Genomic DNA, 14,285 nt, shown 5'->3' with positions numbered 1-14,285 from the left:
CGCTACAGCGCCCGGGAGGACGATTTGAAGAAGCTGATCAACGACCCCGCCAACTATGTCGACGAGATGCTCGACGGGCTGTGCCTGGCCCATCCGGGCCTGGTTCGCGTCGGCGACGACCGCCGCGCCATTGCCCGCGACGTGCCGATGCGGCAGGGCAAGGTCGGCGTCGTCTCCGGCGGCGGCTCGGGCCACCTGCCGCTGTTCACCGGCTATGTTGGCCACGGCCTGCTCGATGCCTGCGCCATCGGCAATGTCTTCGAGGGCCCGACCATCAATTCCTGCCAGGATGCCATCGCGGCGGCCAATGGCGGCGCGGGCGTGCTGTGCCTGTTCGGCAATTACGGCGGCGACAGGATGAATTTCGAAATGGCCAGCGAATTCGCCGCCATGGAGAATATCGAGACCCGCACCGTGCTGGGCACCGACGACATTGCCAGCGCCAAGCCGGAGGAAGCCCATAAGCGCCGCGGCGTGGCCGGCCTGATCTTCGCCTACAAGGCCGCCGGCGCACTGGCCGAGGCGGACGGCAATCTCGACGCCGTCGCCGCCATTGCCCAGAAGACCGTGGACCGCACTCGCACCATCGGCGTCGCCCTTTCCTCGTGCCAGATCCCCGGCGCGGCCGGACCCAATTTCACCATTGCCGATGACGAGATCGAATTCGGCATGGGCATCCATGGCGAGCCGGGCATCTGGCGCCACAATATCCGCCCGGCCGACGCACTGGTCGACGAAATGATCTCCATGCTGCTGGCCGAACGTCCAGCAGGCGCCAGCCGGGTGGCCGTGCTGGTCAACAGCCTGGGCTCCACGCCCTTCGAGGAATTGTTCATCCTCTATCGCCGCGCCGCGCAGCAGCTCGATGCTGCCGGGCTGACGATCGTGCGGCCGCTGATCGGCCCTTATGTCACGTCGATGGAAATGGGCGGCGCCTCGATCAGCCTCTGCTTCCTCGATGACGAGATCGAAAGCCTGCTGGCAGCCCCCGCCGATTGCCCGTTCTGGAAGGTGGGCTGAGCCATGGCCATCGACGTCAACACGCTGGCCGATGCCATTGCCCGCGCCAACCAGGCCATGACCGGTCTGACCGATGTGCTCAACGCCGCCGACGCCAAGCTGGGCGACGGCGATACCGGCACCATGCTGGCTCGTCTCATCGGCACCTTTGCGGCTGTCGATGTCCGCAGCGCGCCCAACCTGGGCGCCGGCTTCATGGCCCTGGCCAAGGCCGGTGCGGCCTCGACGGGATCGAGCCTGGGCACGCTCATCATCACCGCGATGATGACGGCCGGAAAGCTGAATGCTGGACAGCAAACGATGGACTGGAGCCGGCTGGGCGACGTCATCGCCGCCATCCGCGACGCCGCCATGGCCCGCGGCAAGGCCGAGCTGGGTGCCAAGACCATTATCGACGGGCTCGACGCGCTGGCCAAGGCCATGGACGGCAAGGACAATCCCGCCTCCATTGCCGCCGCTTCGCGTCACGCCATGCACCAGGTGCTGGCCGAGTTCCGGCAGCGCCCGTCCGCCATGGGCCGCGCCCGCATGTTTGCCGAAAAGAGCGTCGGGCTCGACGATCCCGGCATGCTTGGCCTGGCCGAAATCATCCACGCGGTCACCGCAGATCATGGCGCCACCCCGCTTGCTTGAGGTGGTATGGGCACTAGACTATCGAGATCGACCCCCTTCAGTCACAAATGACTGAGCAATCAAGGCGCTGAAACGTAGACAATGACCGATTCCGTCGAAGTATCCGTGCCAGCCAAACCGGCCCGCAGCGACGAGAGCCTCAAGTCTCTCACCAAGGTTTCGCGCGTGTTGGACTGTTTCACCACGTCGCACCGGGCGCTGAGCCTGGCCGAGATTTGTGCCCGCACCGGCTATCCGCGCTCCACCACCCATCGCCTGCTGGCCGCCATGCGCGAAGTCGGCTTTATCGAGCAGGATCGCGAGCGCGATTTCTACCGATTGGGGCTGCGCCTGTTCGAATTGGGCAATACGGTTCTCGCCAATCTGGAACTGCACCGTGAGGGCCGCGTCATCGTTGATGCCCTGCATCGCCTGACCAGTCGCGCCGTGCATCTGGCGGTGTTCGACGGCTTGCGCGCCGTGGTCATCCAACGCACCGAAGCCGAACAGATGCTCACCAATACGATGGTGGAGAATTCGCCGGTGCATTGCACCAGCGTCGGCAAGGCCATCCTGGCGCATCAGCCGCCCGAGATCGTCGATCGCGTCATCGCGGCCGGGCTCGAGCGCTTCACCGAAACCACCATCACCGATCCGGCGGCGCTGGCGGACGAACTCGAACAGACGCGCGAGCGCGGCTATGCCATCGACAATGGCGAGCATCAGCCCGGCCTGCGCTGCATCGGCGCGCCGATCCGCAACCAGGCCGGCGCCGTCTTTGCCGGCATCAGCGTCAGCGCCCCGGCCTGGCAGATGCCTGTGGCCGAGGTGGACGAACTCAACAAGGTCGTCATCTACCACGCCAATCTGATTTCCCAGCGGCTGGGCTACGTGCGGTAATCGAACCAACGCCCCCTCCTCTGGTGACGTGACGGATATTGGCCGGCCCCTTGGGCCGGCCGTTTCGTTGTCAGACGGGACCGCCGGCCTTGCCGACGGGCCAGATCTTCTGCAGGTCTTCGCCGGCCAGGATGCGCTGGCGGCAAGCAACTTCGTTCTTGCCCAACTCGTCGGCCGCATCGGCGATGACGCCGACCAGTTCGGACGGAATGACAACGACCCCGGTCACGTCAGCGAAGATCACGTCACCCGGCCGAATACGGACGCCGTCGATATCGAGATCGACCTGATAGTGCGTCGCTTCCATGCGGCCCGACACGCCCACCGGGCTCATGCCCTTGGCAAAAAGCGGGTAATCGAGCTTGCGCACCTCGGCGAGGTCGCGCACCGTGCCGTTGACCACCGTCGCCGCCGCGCCCTTGGTCTTGGCGCCGCTCGACATCAGTTCGCCCGTGCCCGAACCTTCGGCGCAGGAGGAATCCACCATCAGGATGCCGCCCTTGACCACTGCGTCGATGGCGCCGTGATAGACGTCCTGCGGCTGGCCCACGCGCGTGCTGGGCTCGTAGCGCACGGTCGAAACCGGCCCGCACACCACCTGGCCGGGCGCCAGCACGCCGAACTGGCTGATGCCCTTGAGGAAGCCATAGGGCCCGCGACCGTCGAGCACGTCGTGGATATCGCCGGAATACCACTTGGCGAGGCGCTTGATGGCGGCCCAATCGGTCTGGTTATAGTCGTAAGCGGCCATTTAGCTGGGTTTTCCTTGTTGGTTGGCGGCGTCGATCGCCTGCTGCAGATAGGCGGTGGAATTGTCGATATGCTCGCGCATCAGCGCGCGGCTGCCTTCGACCTTGCCGGTGCGGATAGCGTCGAAAATGGCTTCATGCTCGGCCACGCCCTCGGCCTGCGTCTTGCTCGGCACGCGGCTGGTCAGGCGGATGACGTCGGTGATCAGCGCATAGAGATTGCCGTAGACGCTGGAGAGGATTTCATTGCCCAGCGACTGCACCAAAGCCCGGTGAAACCGCGCATCGGCCTCGGCATATTGCGAAAAGTCCTTGGCACCGGAGAGTTCGTCGAGGGCCGCGGCAACATCGGGAGACAATTGCCCCTCCCCCGCCGCCAGCCGGCTCACCACTTCGAGCTCGAACATGCGCCGCACATCCATGAGCTGGACCAGATAGGCCGGGTCCTCGGCAAAGAGGCTCCGCACCGTGGTGGCCAGCGAACCGAGGAATTGCTCCACGTCATCGCGCACCACCTCGGCCCGCTCGCCATGCTTGCGCCGCACCAGGCCCTTGGTTTCGAGGATTTGCAGGCCCTCGCGCACCGAGCGCGTGCTGATGGCGAAGCGCCGCGCCAGGTCGGCTTCCGACGGCAGGCGTTCGCCCACCTTCAGCTCACCGGACAGGATTTCGGCCTCGATGGCCGAAACCACCGAGGCATGCAGCTTTCCGCGATCCGGCGCGGCTGGGGTCACCATGCGGTGAAACCGCCATCGACCACGACATTGGAGCCGGTCATGTAGGAGGAAGCGTCCGAGGCGAGGAACTGGACCACGCCGTTATATTCGCCCTTCTCGGCCTGGCGGCGCATCGGCACGCGTTCGAGGAAATTGTCGACGAATTCCTTGTCGAAGCTGCCGGTCTTGACCCCGCCGAAGGAGATCAGGTTGCAGCGGACATTCTTCTCGGCCCAGTAGGTCGCCACATAGCGGGTGAGGTTGACGAGGCCGGACTTGGATGCCGCATAGGACACCGCCTTGATAAAGGGCACGCCGTCGCGCTTCTCGCGATAGGCATAGAGCGCCTGGTTGGGCGAGACCAAGCCGTAGATCGAGCCGACATTGATGATGCTGCCGCGGCCCTGCTCGGCCATCTTGGCGCCGATCACCTGGCTGCACAGCATGACGCCGGTCAGGTTCACATCGATGATGTCGTCCCAGAATTTCTGCGGATAGACTTCGAAGGGCGCATTCTGCTCGGCGCCGCCATCGGGCTTGGAATCGATGCCGGCATTGTTGACCAGCGCATGCGGCACGCCCCAATCGGCGATCAGCTTTTCCGTCGCGGCTTCCAGCGCCGTCTTGTCGGTCACGCTGGCCTCGTAGACCTTGATGCTGTCGCCGAGACCGGGGAACAGCTCGTCGAGCTTGTCCTGCGTCACCGGCCGGCGGCTATAGACCGCCACCTTGGCGCCGGCCTTGGCCAGCGAGGTCGCGAATTCGCGCCCCAGTTGCCCCAGGCCACCCGTGACGACAATCACCTTCCCCGCGACGCTAAACAGATCAGACATCAACCGCTCCAACATATGTCATAAGTCATATGTCATAAGCGGATGAATGACCGAGAGCAAGCCCCAACAGCCAAGGAGCAGGCAAGGAGCAGGCAAGGAGCGGGAAAGCTGTGGGAAAGCATGCGGCAAACAACGACCAAAGGCCGCGCCCGCATGCCGTTGATTTCAGCGATTTGAGAGGACGTTGGCTGGGGTGCCAGGATTCGAACCTGGGAATGCCGGTACCAAAAACCGGTGCCTTACCGCTTGGCGACACCCCAACTTGGCGCGGTTCCTACACGGTTTGCCCGGGCTTCGCAACACGGCCGCAGCTGCTGTAAAAAGCCTGCTCTAGACGCTTGAACGCGCAAGCAAGCGCAGCTATAACCCGCCCCATCGCGACAGGCAACGCGCGCCGAACCGGCCCGCCGCCAACACATCCCGAGTCGCTTTGACGGAGTATAGCGCAGCCTGGTAGCGCACCTGCTTCGGGAGCAGGGGGTCGCGTGTTCGAATCACGCTACTCCGACCAATCAAAGCCCGGCCTCTTGCGAGGTCGGGCTTTTTACACCGACAGGGTTACCGACTTGGGAAGCGGCTTAAGTAGGCTTGCCCCTGTGTCCGAAGTGATCTCGACTGAACAGGCCCTCCGGTTTCCTGCTGAATCAGCATCGACAATCAATGTCCGGCTGCGAGCAAACTCTTCTTCCTTCGCGCGCCTGCCGGGCGCCACATGGGCGTCGCCAACCCCGACTCCCCCAGCCCTATCATGGCGTCATTTAGCCTGAGCCACTTCTGCGAAAGATCCTCATAGGCCGCTGTGTGCCGGAGATCGGGTTCAATTTGCTGCCTAGGCCCGCTTGCCATGGCGCCGGCGTCATCCAGGTTTGAGAACAGCCCCGCTCCGACAGCGGCCAGCATAGCGCACCCCACCGATGTCGACTCGCTATTGTTGGGAATGACCACAGGTCGACCGAGCACGTCCGCCACTATTTTCGGCCACAGACTGCCCTGTGACGCTCCTCCGCTGAAGACGATCTGCGGGAAGATGTTGCCGCTCAGTCTTTCCAGCATTTTGAGGTGTTCACCAGCCGCGTAAGCGGCGGCCTCCATGATCGCTCGCGTGGCCGCTGCCCGGCCGGTCTGTTCCGGACGGTTAAAGTCGAAACCGAGCAACGTCGGCGGCGCCTGAGTCCAGCCATCCGATTGCATGACGCTGGCCATGACCGCGGTAACCCCGTTCGCCCCTGGAGGGATGTTCTGTGCGCTCTTTTCCATCAGGGAGAACGGAGATATGCCGCTCTTCGCGGCAGCGCTGACCTCCGCCTGCCAGAATGCATCGCGGAACCAGCGCAACGACAGCCCGCTCAAGAACCCGATACCCTCAACCATCCACAGGCCAGGCGCGGCATGACAAAGCGTACGAGGGCCCCGCGCAGGATCGACCAGGGGGTGGTCCAGCAAAGTCGTCATCTGCCAGAAGCTGCCGCCGAACAAGGTCGCATCAAACCGCCCGCGCTTGAGCCCGAGAAGGCCAAGTTGGGTATCCCCGCCGCCGGCAATGACCGGCGTCCCGGCCAGCAGACCGGTGCGCTCCGCTGCTGCTGCGGTTACGGCGCCGACAGGAGAGCCCGACTCGACAACCGTAGGGGTGATAGCGATATCCAAGCCGAGGCGGCCAAAGAGGTCATGGGACCATGTGCGCGACGACAGATCGAAAAGGGCAGTGGACGATCCCGCACTGGGTTCGGTGAAATATTCGCCTGTTAGCCGGGTAGCAGCCCAATCGCTGATCATGCCGAATTTGACGGTCCGCTCCAGAATATCGGGGCGATGTGCTTCCAGCCATTTCAGCCGCGCGGGCGTGGTGATGGACACCCAGTCTCCGGCAGTATCGAAGATCAAATCGGCCAGTCCCTCCTGCACCAGCGCTTCGGCCTCGACCGAAGCCCTGGCGTCGATGTTGGGACATGCCCAGAGAACTTCACCCGCCTTGTCGTAGAGCACGACTCCTTCGCGCATCGACGTTGAGGATATGGCCTTTATGTCGCCAGGCGTGCCGCCATAGCTAGCGAGGCAACGTTTTATGACGCTGTCGAGAAGGCGGCCATTGGCGTTGGTGTCGAAGTCGAATCCGCCCGCCGCGCCGGGCGCTGCGGGATGCGTCCATTCGGCGCTGGCGGACGCGACCTCTTCGCCCTTCAGATTGAACAACAGACAGCGGCAACTCCCCGTTCCCGCGTCAATAGCCATCACTACCGGCTGCATGTCCCCTCCCTCAACCGTTCATTCTCCTCCGTGCCAGATCTCCGTCAGGCAACGCGGGTCTTTACGGACCCATCCTGCAGAAAACGGGCAACCTCTTCGGCAAGGCGCTCCGCCGCAAACGTCGTAACGAAACGCGACGCGCCGGCAATATGCGGCGTCACGGTCACATTCGGCATCGCCAATATCTCATCATTGGCCAGAGGCGGCTCAGGATCGAACGTATCGAGTGCTGCTCCCGCCAGCTGCCCGGACTTGAGCGCCGCACGAAGACTCGATGCGACCACCATGGAGGCGCGCGCATTGTTGATGAGATAGGCGCCGTGGCGCATCAGCGAAAATTCACGCGCCCCCAGCATACCTTCAGTTTCCGGAGTTGCCCGGGCGTGGAGGCTAATGACGTCACTGTTCGCGAGCAGGAATTCCAGATCGACCTTTTCAACACCATCTACAAGATCGGAAAGATTGAGCTCGGCATATTTGTCATAAACCAGAATACGGCAACCAAACGGTTTGAGCAGGCGCACAACTCTCTGGCCGATGGCGCCATAGCCGATAATGCCGACCGCCAGTTGCGACAGCTCTTCGCCCGTCCTGTCGGAGCGATATAGTTCGCCCTGCCAGTGGCCGGCGGACAGTGACGCATTGCCCTCGGACAACTTGCGAGTGAGACTGAGAATCTGTGCGATGGTGAATTCGGCAACGGCCGAGGCGTTCCGGCCGGGAACGTTGGTCACCACGATGTTGCGCTCGCGCGCCGCGTCGAGATCGACATTCACCGAACTGCCGCGCGACAGGCCCAGCAGCCGCAACTGCTTGCAACTCTCCACCACTTTCCGGCTGAATGGTGCGAGATGGGTGATGGCCACCTGCGCGTCGGCGACAATTTCTATGACCCTGGCCTCTTCGCCCTGATACTCGGAAATGGCCGGGCCAGCAGGGCCGTTCCGACCATAGAATGGTGTATCGGGCCAATCCGTCTCAATGCTGGAGACCTCTATGTCTGCCGAAATACGCTTGCGCAGCGCGGCCTCGAACACGCTCGCCCGCATGAAGCGGTCGCCGATGATTGCTACTTTTATCAATGTCTGACGACCCTCGGTTTGATTTGTTATTTGTATCATTCAGGTGATTAATTTCAAGCAGAATGAGCCGAGGATGCGTATTTCCAATGCAGATCGCGGCGTCGGTTGCGCAAAGGCAACGGCCACGGCATATGCGGTGGGGGATGTAGGGCGTTAGGCCGAGACGGCCGGGCGAATGGTCATCGCAGCAATGGCGTGCGGCATTGCACCGCTCAAATCAGAGGACCAGCTTGGCGAGGTTCGACGTCACCACCAGGCCCGCAAGCAGGCCCGACTTCAGTACGACCCGCAAGGCCTGAGCCTTCTCCACCCCGCCACAAACCGCATAGACAGGCCGCGAACACAGGGTGGCATAGTCGATGGAAACGAGCCGCGACGCGAGATTGCCGGCGCCGAGATTGCCATCAGCGTCGATGAGGTGGCCCGCAATGTCGGCGACAATCCGCTGTTTCTCGAATTCGAGCAGTTCATCGCCGCTGACCAGATTCCATTTGTCCCAGAACGAGTTCTTGCCGACGTGGCCGATGCCGATCAGGAAGAAGTCTGCCTTGGCGGCCGCCTTAAGCGTCGCGGCAACGCTCCTCTGGCGCAGGAACAGGTCGCGGTCCGCCTGACTGTCGGCGACGAGCGGCGCAGGCAACGCATAACCCGCCCCGCCGGTTTTCCGGATCAGGGCGTTGACGACCTCTTTCGGGTTGGCCTCGTTGAGCTCGGCGAAATCGCCGGTGATCGAGGTAAACGTGGTGTTAGGACGGGCCAGCGCCGGCAGGCTATGCACAACCCGCGCAATAGTCCGCCCCGAACCGATGCCGATTGTCCTGGGCGTGGTCGGCTCCAGCAACCCGAACAGGAAGCGCGCGCCGGCGACGGCCACGACATCGAGCGAGCTATCTATGTCCTTGCCGGTGGCCGGGACGACGGTGCAACTGGTCAGGCCATAGCGCTCCATCAGCCGTGCCTCGAGTTCGAGGCAGTCGGAGGGCACACGCTCCACGAAGAAACGCACCAGCCCCTTATCGCGCGCAAGCTGGATCAGCCGATGGACCTTCATCCGTGATAATCCACGGCGCTCGGCAATCTCTGCCTGCGTCAACCCTTCGACGAAGTGGAGCCACGCTGCATCGACTTCCATGTCGTCGGCGCCGGCAACGGTCGCTTCGGTCTTCTTCATGATACCGCCACTAGAACTCGTGTGCCGTTCCTATTCAGGGGGTAGATATTGGCGTTCATACGCCTCGATCTGCTCGAAACCTATGACCTTCTTGAAATCTTTCACAGGCATTCGCGCAATGTCCGACCTGGATAAATATTTCTTTTGCAGGATCGTATCGAAGGTCTGCTGCAGCGTCTTTGCCACAGCGGTTATCGGACCAACCGGGACAGTAGCGATCGCGGCAACCTCTTCCATCTGTTCGATGGTAAATTTCTCCTCGATGTACTCCACGATGGAAATCGAAAGCGGCCGCTGGCACGCTTGGAGCAGCTTGCGGGACTTTTCAAGCGAGTCGATGTCGTCCCAGATCGGCTTGATGACATCGGCACCGGCTTCGACATAGGCACAGGCACGGTCGATGGCTTCGTTGAGGTCCAGAGAATCCGTGCGTGCGACGATAACGGTTTCCGGGTCGCGGCGAGCGTCGACCGCCGCCTTGATCTTGCCCACAGCCTCGGCGAAGGGCACCAGGGCGGGCCTGGCAATGATCATCGGGCAGCGCTTGGGCGCAGCCTGATCCTCAATAGTGATCGACGTCGCGCCGGCCGCCTCATATTCCTGCACGGTCCGGATCACACTGAGGGCGTTACCGAAGCCGTTGTCGCCATCGGCCATGACGGGGACGGTGGTGACGTTGACCATGTGCCGAAGGATAGAGCGAACCTCGGTCATTGTGTAGATTTCGGCGTCCGCCTCGCCGAGCAGGGACGCGGAAACGGCAAATCCCGCCAGGATGATGGCTTCCGCGCCGGCCTGCTCCGCCAGTCGCGCACTCAATCCGTCATACACACCAGGAACCCAGATGGTGCGACCGGTCTTGAGGCGTGCCCTGAAGCGGCGGCGACGTTCGGTAGGACTGACATAGGTTTGATTTGGGATCACGATCCGCGCTCCTGAAGTGAAGGTAGGCAGGGGGTGGGCGTGCGGGCGGCACGCCCACCCCGGTCTCAAAGGTTAAGTATGTCGGGCAACCAAAGGGTGATTTGCGGGACATAGGAGATGACGAGGACAACCGCGCAAATCAGCACGATGAACGGCACGATCGCCTTGGAGAACTGCACCATCGTCGCCGGTGTTACTGCGCAGGCGACAAACATCAGCATGCCGAAAGGCGGAGAGATGCCGCCAATGGCAAGATTGATGGCAAGCACGATCCCCAGATGCGTCGGATCGATGCCGGCGGCAAGGGCCGGTGCCAGGAAGATCGGCGTGACAATGACCAGCAACGGGCTGCCTTCGAGGAAGATGCCCAGCAGGAATACGACGATATTGATCACCAGCATCAGCACGATCCAGCCGCTGTCACCCTGGAAGATCGGCAATTGTGCCACCTGATTGGGCAGGCCGGCGCGTGCGATGATCCATGAGAAAATCGACGCAGCGGCCAGCGTCAGCATCAGTTGAGCCGTGATGACCAAAGACCGCTCCAGCACGCCGATCATGTCGCGCAGCCGCAGCGAGCGGTAGACGACGAAGGCAAGGAACAGTGTGTAGAGCACCGCGACGGCCGCCGATTCGGTCGGCGTGAAGACGCCGCCAACGACGCCGCCAATGATAATGATCGGGGCAAGCAGGACCAGAAAGGCTCGGGCCGAAGCCTTGCCGACGACCTTTACGGTTGGCCGCTCCGTCCCAACCGGCAGGTTGTATTTGATTGCCGAGCGCCAGATCGCAAACATCAGGGCAGCCCCGACCAGAATGCCCGGAATGATGCCGGCCACGAAGAGGCGCGCGATCGAGACATTCGACAGCGAGGCATAGACAATCATGGTGATCGAGGGGGGTATGAGGGCGGCGCCAGCCGAGGCTGCTCCAATCACTGCCGAAGCGAAGCCGGGCGAATAACCCTGCTTGACCATGGACGGTCCGAGCACTGCGCCCGTCGCCGCGGCGTCCGCCGAGGACGACCCCGAGATTGAAGACATGACAGCACAGGCGACGACGGCCACCTGGGCCAAACCGCCACGCATATGACCAACCAGGACAAGCGCGAAATCGACAAGGCGCTCGGTGATCTTGGCCGTCATCATGATCTGACCGAGCAGCACGAAGAGCGGAATGGCCAGATAGATGTAGTTATTCAGGCCATAGAACATGCGCTGCACGACGACCTGCAGATCCATGCCGCCATTGAGGGTCATGGCGGTCATGGCCGACAGCGAAACGGCAACGGGCACCGGTATATTGAGCAGCAGATAGACCGCCATCGCGACGAAGACGATGATTGCAATCATTGGGCCTGACCCTCCTTGCGCGTTAGGGCATAGACCGACTGGTGGAGATGGTTGATCGTGTGGAGCAGCATGTAGACGCCCATGACAGGCAGAATGAGATTGGGGATTGCCTCGCTGATGCCGAGCACGGGTGTCGTTGTGTTGCGCAAGCGCCAGGCGACACGGAACCCATCGATGGCAATGATCAGCGAGAACACCGCGCAGCCACCGATCGAGAACAGTTCAAACCAGAGCTTGCCACGCGGACCGAGCGCATCGGCGATCATGGGAACCGTGAAATGTTCCTTGCGACCGAGCACGATGGCGCCGACGAGAGCGCTGGTGAACAGAAAAACCAGGCTCAGGAACTCGTAGGACCAAACGAAGGGTACCCGCGCGACGTAGCGCATGAAAACCTGAAGCAAGGTGACCACGAACAAGGTGACAAGTCCCACCATGCTGACGGCCATGACAACGGCATCCAGCCGTTTGAGAAAACGCGAGAGCATGAAATGGCTCCTCCCATTTTGAAAGGGGGAGGAGCCGGCGAACCAGCCCCTCCCGAAAAGGCCATCAGGGCGTGTCGATCACAGCCTGGATAGCGGCTTCCCCGCCGACAATTGGCGCGTACTTTGCGTAGACAGGAGCAACGGCCTCGCGGAAGGCATCAAGGTCGTCCACTTCGTTGATTTCCATGCCATGGGAGGCCGCGTCAGTCATCGCCTGCTCGTTGGCCTTCTCCAGTTCGACATTGAACCAGGCGACGGATTCCGCCGACGCTTCCTCAAGGGCCGCCTGGTAGTTTTCGGGAAGCGAGTTGTACCAGTCGGCATTGATGGCGAGCACCGCATGGCCCGAGGTGTGCATGTCGAGGCTGAAGTATTTGCCAACTTCCCAAGCACGGAATTCACCCAGCGCGTAAGGCGGCGATTCACCGCCATCGATCACGCCCTGCTTGGCCGCCATATAGACTTCACCAAAGGGCATCGGCGTCGGCAACGCGCCGAGCGCCTGGAAGGTATCGAGCATGATGGGGTTTTCCGGCACGCGGATCGTCAGACCATTCATGTCCGCCGGCGTACGGATCGGCCGGGCATTGTTCCAGACCGAACGCGGGCCGTCCGCGAGAGCCAGCATCAGCACCTTGACGCCGGTTGCTTCCTCGAGCTTGTCGTAGAGGCCCTGCCCGATCTCACCGGACACAACACGCACCATGTGGGCATTGTCGCGATAGAGGAACGGCAATTGCAGGAGCTGCAGTTCGGGCAGCGAAGCGCCGAACACCGAGCCGCTGACATGGGCAGCTTCGATGATGCCGCCCATTACCTGCTCGTAGGTTTCCTTCTGGCTCCCCATCTGGCCGTTGGCGGCCAGGTTGAAGTTCACGCCACCCTCGGTCTTTTCACGGGCCAGGTCGATGAACATCTGCATCGCCTGCACGGTGAGGAAGTCCGGCGAGTTCACCGATGCCAACGTGGCGTCGAAAGTCTGCTGGGCGTGTGCCGGCAGCATAGGCAGTACGGAAATAATGGCCGTCGCGGCCATTGCCCGCGCGGTTCGTCCAAGAAACGTCATTGTAGTCCTCCCTTAAAAATATCAGTCCAGTTACTTGGCCCTGATTTCCTCTGTCTTGACCGTCCTCCCCGTGCGTGCGCTCTCATACGCGGCAAGAATCGTGCGCATCGAGCCCATCTGTTCCATGGGAGAAGTAAGCGGCGTGGTGTCTTCCCGGATGGCGGAAAGAAAATGGGTCATCTGCTCGACAAGTCCGCGGGAGGGTTCAAGGGTGAATTCCTCCGACCGCTTCTTGTCGATCGTGGTGAAGAAGCTGCGATCATGGGTGTCGAACTCGATCGCCCCCTTTTCGCCCATGATCATGAAACTGGTGCTGTTGCGCACCTTGGTGGCCACAGCCGTGGCGCTGAGCAGGCCCATGGCGCCGCTGGCAAAGCGGGTCAGCACAAGCGCCGTATCTTCCATCGAGCCGAGATCGGGAAAATCGTAATTGTCGATCTGCGCCGAGACTTCGGTGATTTCACCCATCAGATGACGCATTACCGAAATGGCGTGGGTGCCGGCATCGATCAGCACGCCGCCGCCCATGCGCTCGCTCTGGTGGCGCCAGGCGACACCCTTGAAGGCGTAGCGGATATCGAGATCGAGCGCGCCACGGATCATGTAGGGACGACCGATAGCTCCGGCCTCAAGCAGCTTTTTGGCCCTGGAAACGAAGGTGCCGTAGTTCCAGTTTTCCGCAACCATGACCTTGAGCTTGCTGGCAGCAGCGGCATCGGCCAGCCTTTGGGCATCTTCGATATTCTCGGCCAGCGGCTTTTCCAGCACGACGTGCTTGCCGGCCTCCAGCGCCTCGATAGCCAGTTTGGCGTGCAGATCATGCGGCAGCACCAGATCGACGATGTGGACGTCAGGGTCGGCGAACACCTTCTTGTAGTCCGCAGTGTAATTGGCGACGCCCCATTCCTCGGCCCGGGCCTTGGCCCGTTCCTCGTTGGAACGCACGACCCAGGTGATCTTGGCATCCTTTTGCGCCCGCCAGCCGAGCAAGTGGTTCTTGCTCCAGTTGCCGGCACCGATCACTGCTACATTGTAGACCATTCTATCCTCCAGATACCGCGCCCCGATCGGGTTACGCGTCATTCGTCTTGCATACGGCCGCGCTAATCGCGGCTCGCAGAGCGT

Annotated in this window: 14 protein-coding genes and 2 tRNA genes; 4 read left to right on the top strand and 12 right to left on the bottom strand. The window is 62.1% G+C overall.

Going from position 1 to position 14,285, the window contains the following annotated elements:
- The first annotated feature begins 24 nt into the window (after nucleotides 1-24).
- From FPZ08_RS01390 to FPZ08_RS01380, 3 genes are all read left to right on the top strand, one after another.
- Nucleotides 25-1,020 (top strand): dihydroxyacetone kinase subunit DhaK, encoded by a 996-nt coding sequence (locus FPZ08_RS01390; protein WP_146288325.1) that lies wholly within the window; start codon nucleotides 25-27, stop codon nucleotides 1,018-1,020.
- A 3-nt stretch (nucleotides 1,021-1,023) separates the two neighbouring features.
- Complete coding sequence (locus tag FPZ08_RS01385) at nucleotides 1,024-1,653, top strand: DAK2 domain-containing protein (RefSeq protein ID WP_146288324.1); 630 nt, start codon at nucleotides 1,024-1,026, stop codon at nucleotides 1,651-1,653.
- 81 nt (nucleotides 1,654-1,734) lie between these two features.
- On the top strand, nucleotides 1,735-2,532 hold the full coding sequence (locus FPZ08_RS01380) for an IclR family transcriptional regulator (protein ID WP_146288323.1): 798 nt from the start codon (nucleotides 1,735-1,737) through the stop codon (nucleotides 2,530-2,532).
- A 70-nt stretch (nucleotides 2,533-2,602) separates the two neighbouring features.
- Here FPZ08_RS01380 and FPZ08_RS01375 read toward each other — a convergent pair whose 3' ends face one another.
- The 4 genes from FPZ08_RS01375 to FPZ08_RS01360 all read right to left on the bottom strand — a co-directional run bounded on the left by FPZ08_RS01375 (nucleotide 2,603) and on the right by FPZ08_RS01360 (nucleotide 5,090).
- Nucleotides 2,603-3,283: an RraA family protein gene (locus FPZ08_RS01375; protein WP_146288322.1), complete on the bottom strand. Its 681-nt coding sequence runs from the start codon at nucleotides 3,281-3,283 to the stop codon at nucleotides 2,603-2,605.
- Nucleotides 3,284-4,018 carry a FadR/GntR family transcriptional regulator gene (locus FPZ08_RS01370; RefSeq protein ID WP_146288321.1) on the bottom strand — a complete coding sequence of 245 codons (735 nt, stop codon included), beginning with the start codon at nucleotides 4,016-4,018 and terminating at the stop codon, nucleotides 3,284-3,286.
- The gene (locus tag FPZ08_RS01365; protein ID WP_146288320.1) at nucleotides 4,012-4,830 is read right to left on the bottom strand and encodes an SDR family oxidoreductase; all 819 of its coding nucleotides are present in this window, start codon (nucleotides 4,828-4,830) and stop codon (nucleotides 4,012-4,014) included. The genes FPZ08_RS01370 and FPZ08_RS01365 overlap by 7 nt, the downstream gene beginning before the upstream one ends.
- A 185-nt stretch (nucleotides 4,831-5,015) precedes the next feature.
- Nucleotides 5,016-5,090, bottom strand: a tRNA-Gln gene (locus FPZ08_RS01360).
- A gap of 174 nt (nucleotides 5,091-5,264) precedes the next feature.
- On the opposite strand from FPZ08_RS01360, the gene FPZ08_RS01355 reads away from it, so the two are divergent.
- Nucleotides 5,265-5,341, top strand: a tRNA-Pro gene (locus FPZ08_RS01355).
- Between the two features lie 146 nt (nucleotides 5,342-5,487).
- Here the strand turns inward: FPZ08_RS01355 and FPZ08_RS01350 are convergent.
- The 8 genes from FPZ08_RS01350 to FPZ08_RS01315 form a co-directional block, all read right to left on the bottom strand.
- Entirely contained in the window at nucleotides 5,488-7,062 is a 1,575-nt protein-coding gene (locus tag FPZ08_RS01350; RefSeq protein ID WP_281285687.1) for an FGGY family carbohydrate kinase, read from the bottom strand.
- 59 nt (nucleotides 7,063-7,121) lie between these two features.
- Complete coding sequence (locus FPZ08_RS01345; protein ID WP_210246843.1) at nucleotides 7,122-8,159, bottom strand: 2-hydroxyacid dehydrogenase; 1,038 nt, start codon at nucleotides 8,157-8,159, stop codon at nucleotides 7,122-7,124.
- A 217-nt stretch (nucleotides 8,160-8,376) separates the two neighbouring features.
- Complete coding sequence (locus tag FPZ08_RS01340; protein WP_146288317.1) at nucleotides 8,377-9,330, bottom strand: sugar-binding transcriptional regulator; 954 nt, start codon at nucleotides 9,328-9,330, stop codon at nucleotides 8,377-8,379.
- 30 nt (nucleotides 9,331-9,360) lie between these two features.
- On the bottom strand, nucleotides 9,361-10,254 hold the full coding sequence (locus FPZ08_RS01335; protein ID WP_186767160.1) for an isocitrate lyase/PEP mutase family protein: 894 nt from the start codon (nucleotides 10,252-10,254) through the stop codon (nucleotides 9,361-9,363).
- 65 nt (nucleotides 10,255-10,319) lie between these two features.
- Complete coding sequence (locus FPZ08_RS01330) at nucleotides 10,320-11,606, bottom strand: TRAP transporter large permease (RefSeq protein ID WP_146288315.1); 1,287 nt, start codon at nucleotides 11,604-11,606, stop codon at nucleotides 10,320-10,322.
- Nucleotides 11,603-12,094: a TRAP transporter small permease gene (locus FPZ08_RS01325; RefSeq protein WP_146288314.1), complete on the bottom strand. Its 492-nt coding sequence runs from the start codon at nucleotides 12,092-12,094 to the stop codon at nucleotides 11,603-11,605. Before FPZ08_RS01325 ends, FPZ08_RS01330 begins: the two co-directional genes overlap by 4 nt.
- A gap of 64 nt (nucleotides 12,095-12,158) precedes the next feature.
- On the bottom strand, nucleotides 12,159-13,130 hold the full coding sequence (locus FPZ08_RS01320; protein ID WP_186767159.1) for a TRAP transporter substrate-binding protein: 972 nt from the start codon (nucleotides 13,128-13,130) through the stop codon (nucleotides 12,159-12,161).
- Nucleotides 13,131-13,190: 60 nt separating this feature from the next.
- Nucleotides 13,191-14,201 (bottom strand): Gfo/Idh/MocA family protein, encoded by a 1,011-nt coding sequence (locus tag FPZ08_RS01315; protein ID WP_186767158.1) that lies wholly within the window; start codon nucleotides 14,199-14,201, stop codon nucleotides 13,191-13,193.
- Between the last annotated feature and the right edge of the window lie 84 nt (nucleotides 14,202-14,285).

Source organism: Devosia ginsengisoli (assembly GCF_007859655.1).
GTDB classification, from domain to species: Bacteria; Pseudomonadota; Alphaproteobacteria; order Rhizobiales; family Devosiaceae; genus Devosia; species Devosia ginsengisoli.
The sequence above is the reverse complement of the archived record's forward strand: the minus strand, read 5'-3'. Positions and strand labels throughout refer to the sequence as shown.

What these genes read in the sequence shown, in the direction of transcription:
- FPZ08_RS01325 (WP_146288314.1), bottom strand. Translation starts at nt 12,094, where the DNA reads ATGCTCTCGCGTTTTCTCAAACGGCTGGATGCCGTTGTCATGGCCGTC.
- FPZ08_RS01375 (WP_146288322.1), bottom strand. Translation starts at nt 3,283, where the DNA reads ATGGCCGCTTACGACTATAACCAGACCGATTGGGCCGCCATCAAGCGC.
- FPZ08_RS01385 (WP_146288324.1), top strand. Translation starts at nt 1,024, where the DNA reads ATGGCCATCGACGTCAACACGCTGGCCGATGCCATTGCCCGCGCCAAC.
- FPZ08_RS01370 (WP_146288321.1), bottom strand. Translation starts at nt 4,018, where the DNA reads ATGGTGACCCCAGCCGCGCCGGATCGCGGAAAGCTGCATGCCTCGGTG.
- FPZ08_RS01340 (WP_146288317.1), bottom strand. Translation starts at nt 9,330, where the DNA reads ATGAAGAAGACCGAAGCGACCGTTGCCGGCGCCGACGACATGGAAGTC.
- FPZ08_RS01380 (WP_146288323.1), top strand. Translation starts at nt 1,735, where the DNA reads ATGACCGATTCCGTCGAAGTATCCGTGCCAGCCAAACCGGCCCGCAGC.
- FPZ08_RS01350 (WP_281285687.1), bottom strand. Translation starts at nt 7,062, where the DNA reads ATGGCTATTGACGCGGGAACGGGGAGTTGCCGCTGTCTGTTGTTCAAT.
- FPZ08_RS01330 (WP_146288315.1), bottom strand. Translation starts at nt 11,606, where the DNA reads ATGATTGCAATCATCGTCTTCGTCGCGATGGCGGTCTATCTGCTGCTC.
- FPZ08_RS01315 (WP_186767158.1), bottom strand. Translation starts at nt 14,201, where the DNA reads ATGGTCTACAATGTAGCAGTGATCGGTGCCGGCAACTGGAGCAAGAAC.
- FPZ08_RS01365 (WP_146288320.1), bottom strand. Translation starts at nt 4,830, where the DNA reads ATGTCTGATCTGTTTAGCGTCGCGGGGAAGGTGATTGTCGTCACGGGT.
- FPZ08_RS01320 (WP_186767159.1), bottom strand. Translation starts at nt 13,130, where the DNA reads ATGGCCGCGACGGCCATTATTTCCGTACTGCCTATGCTGCCGGCACAC.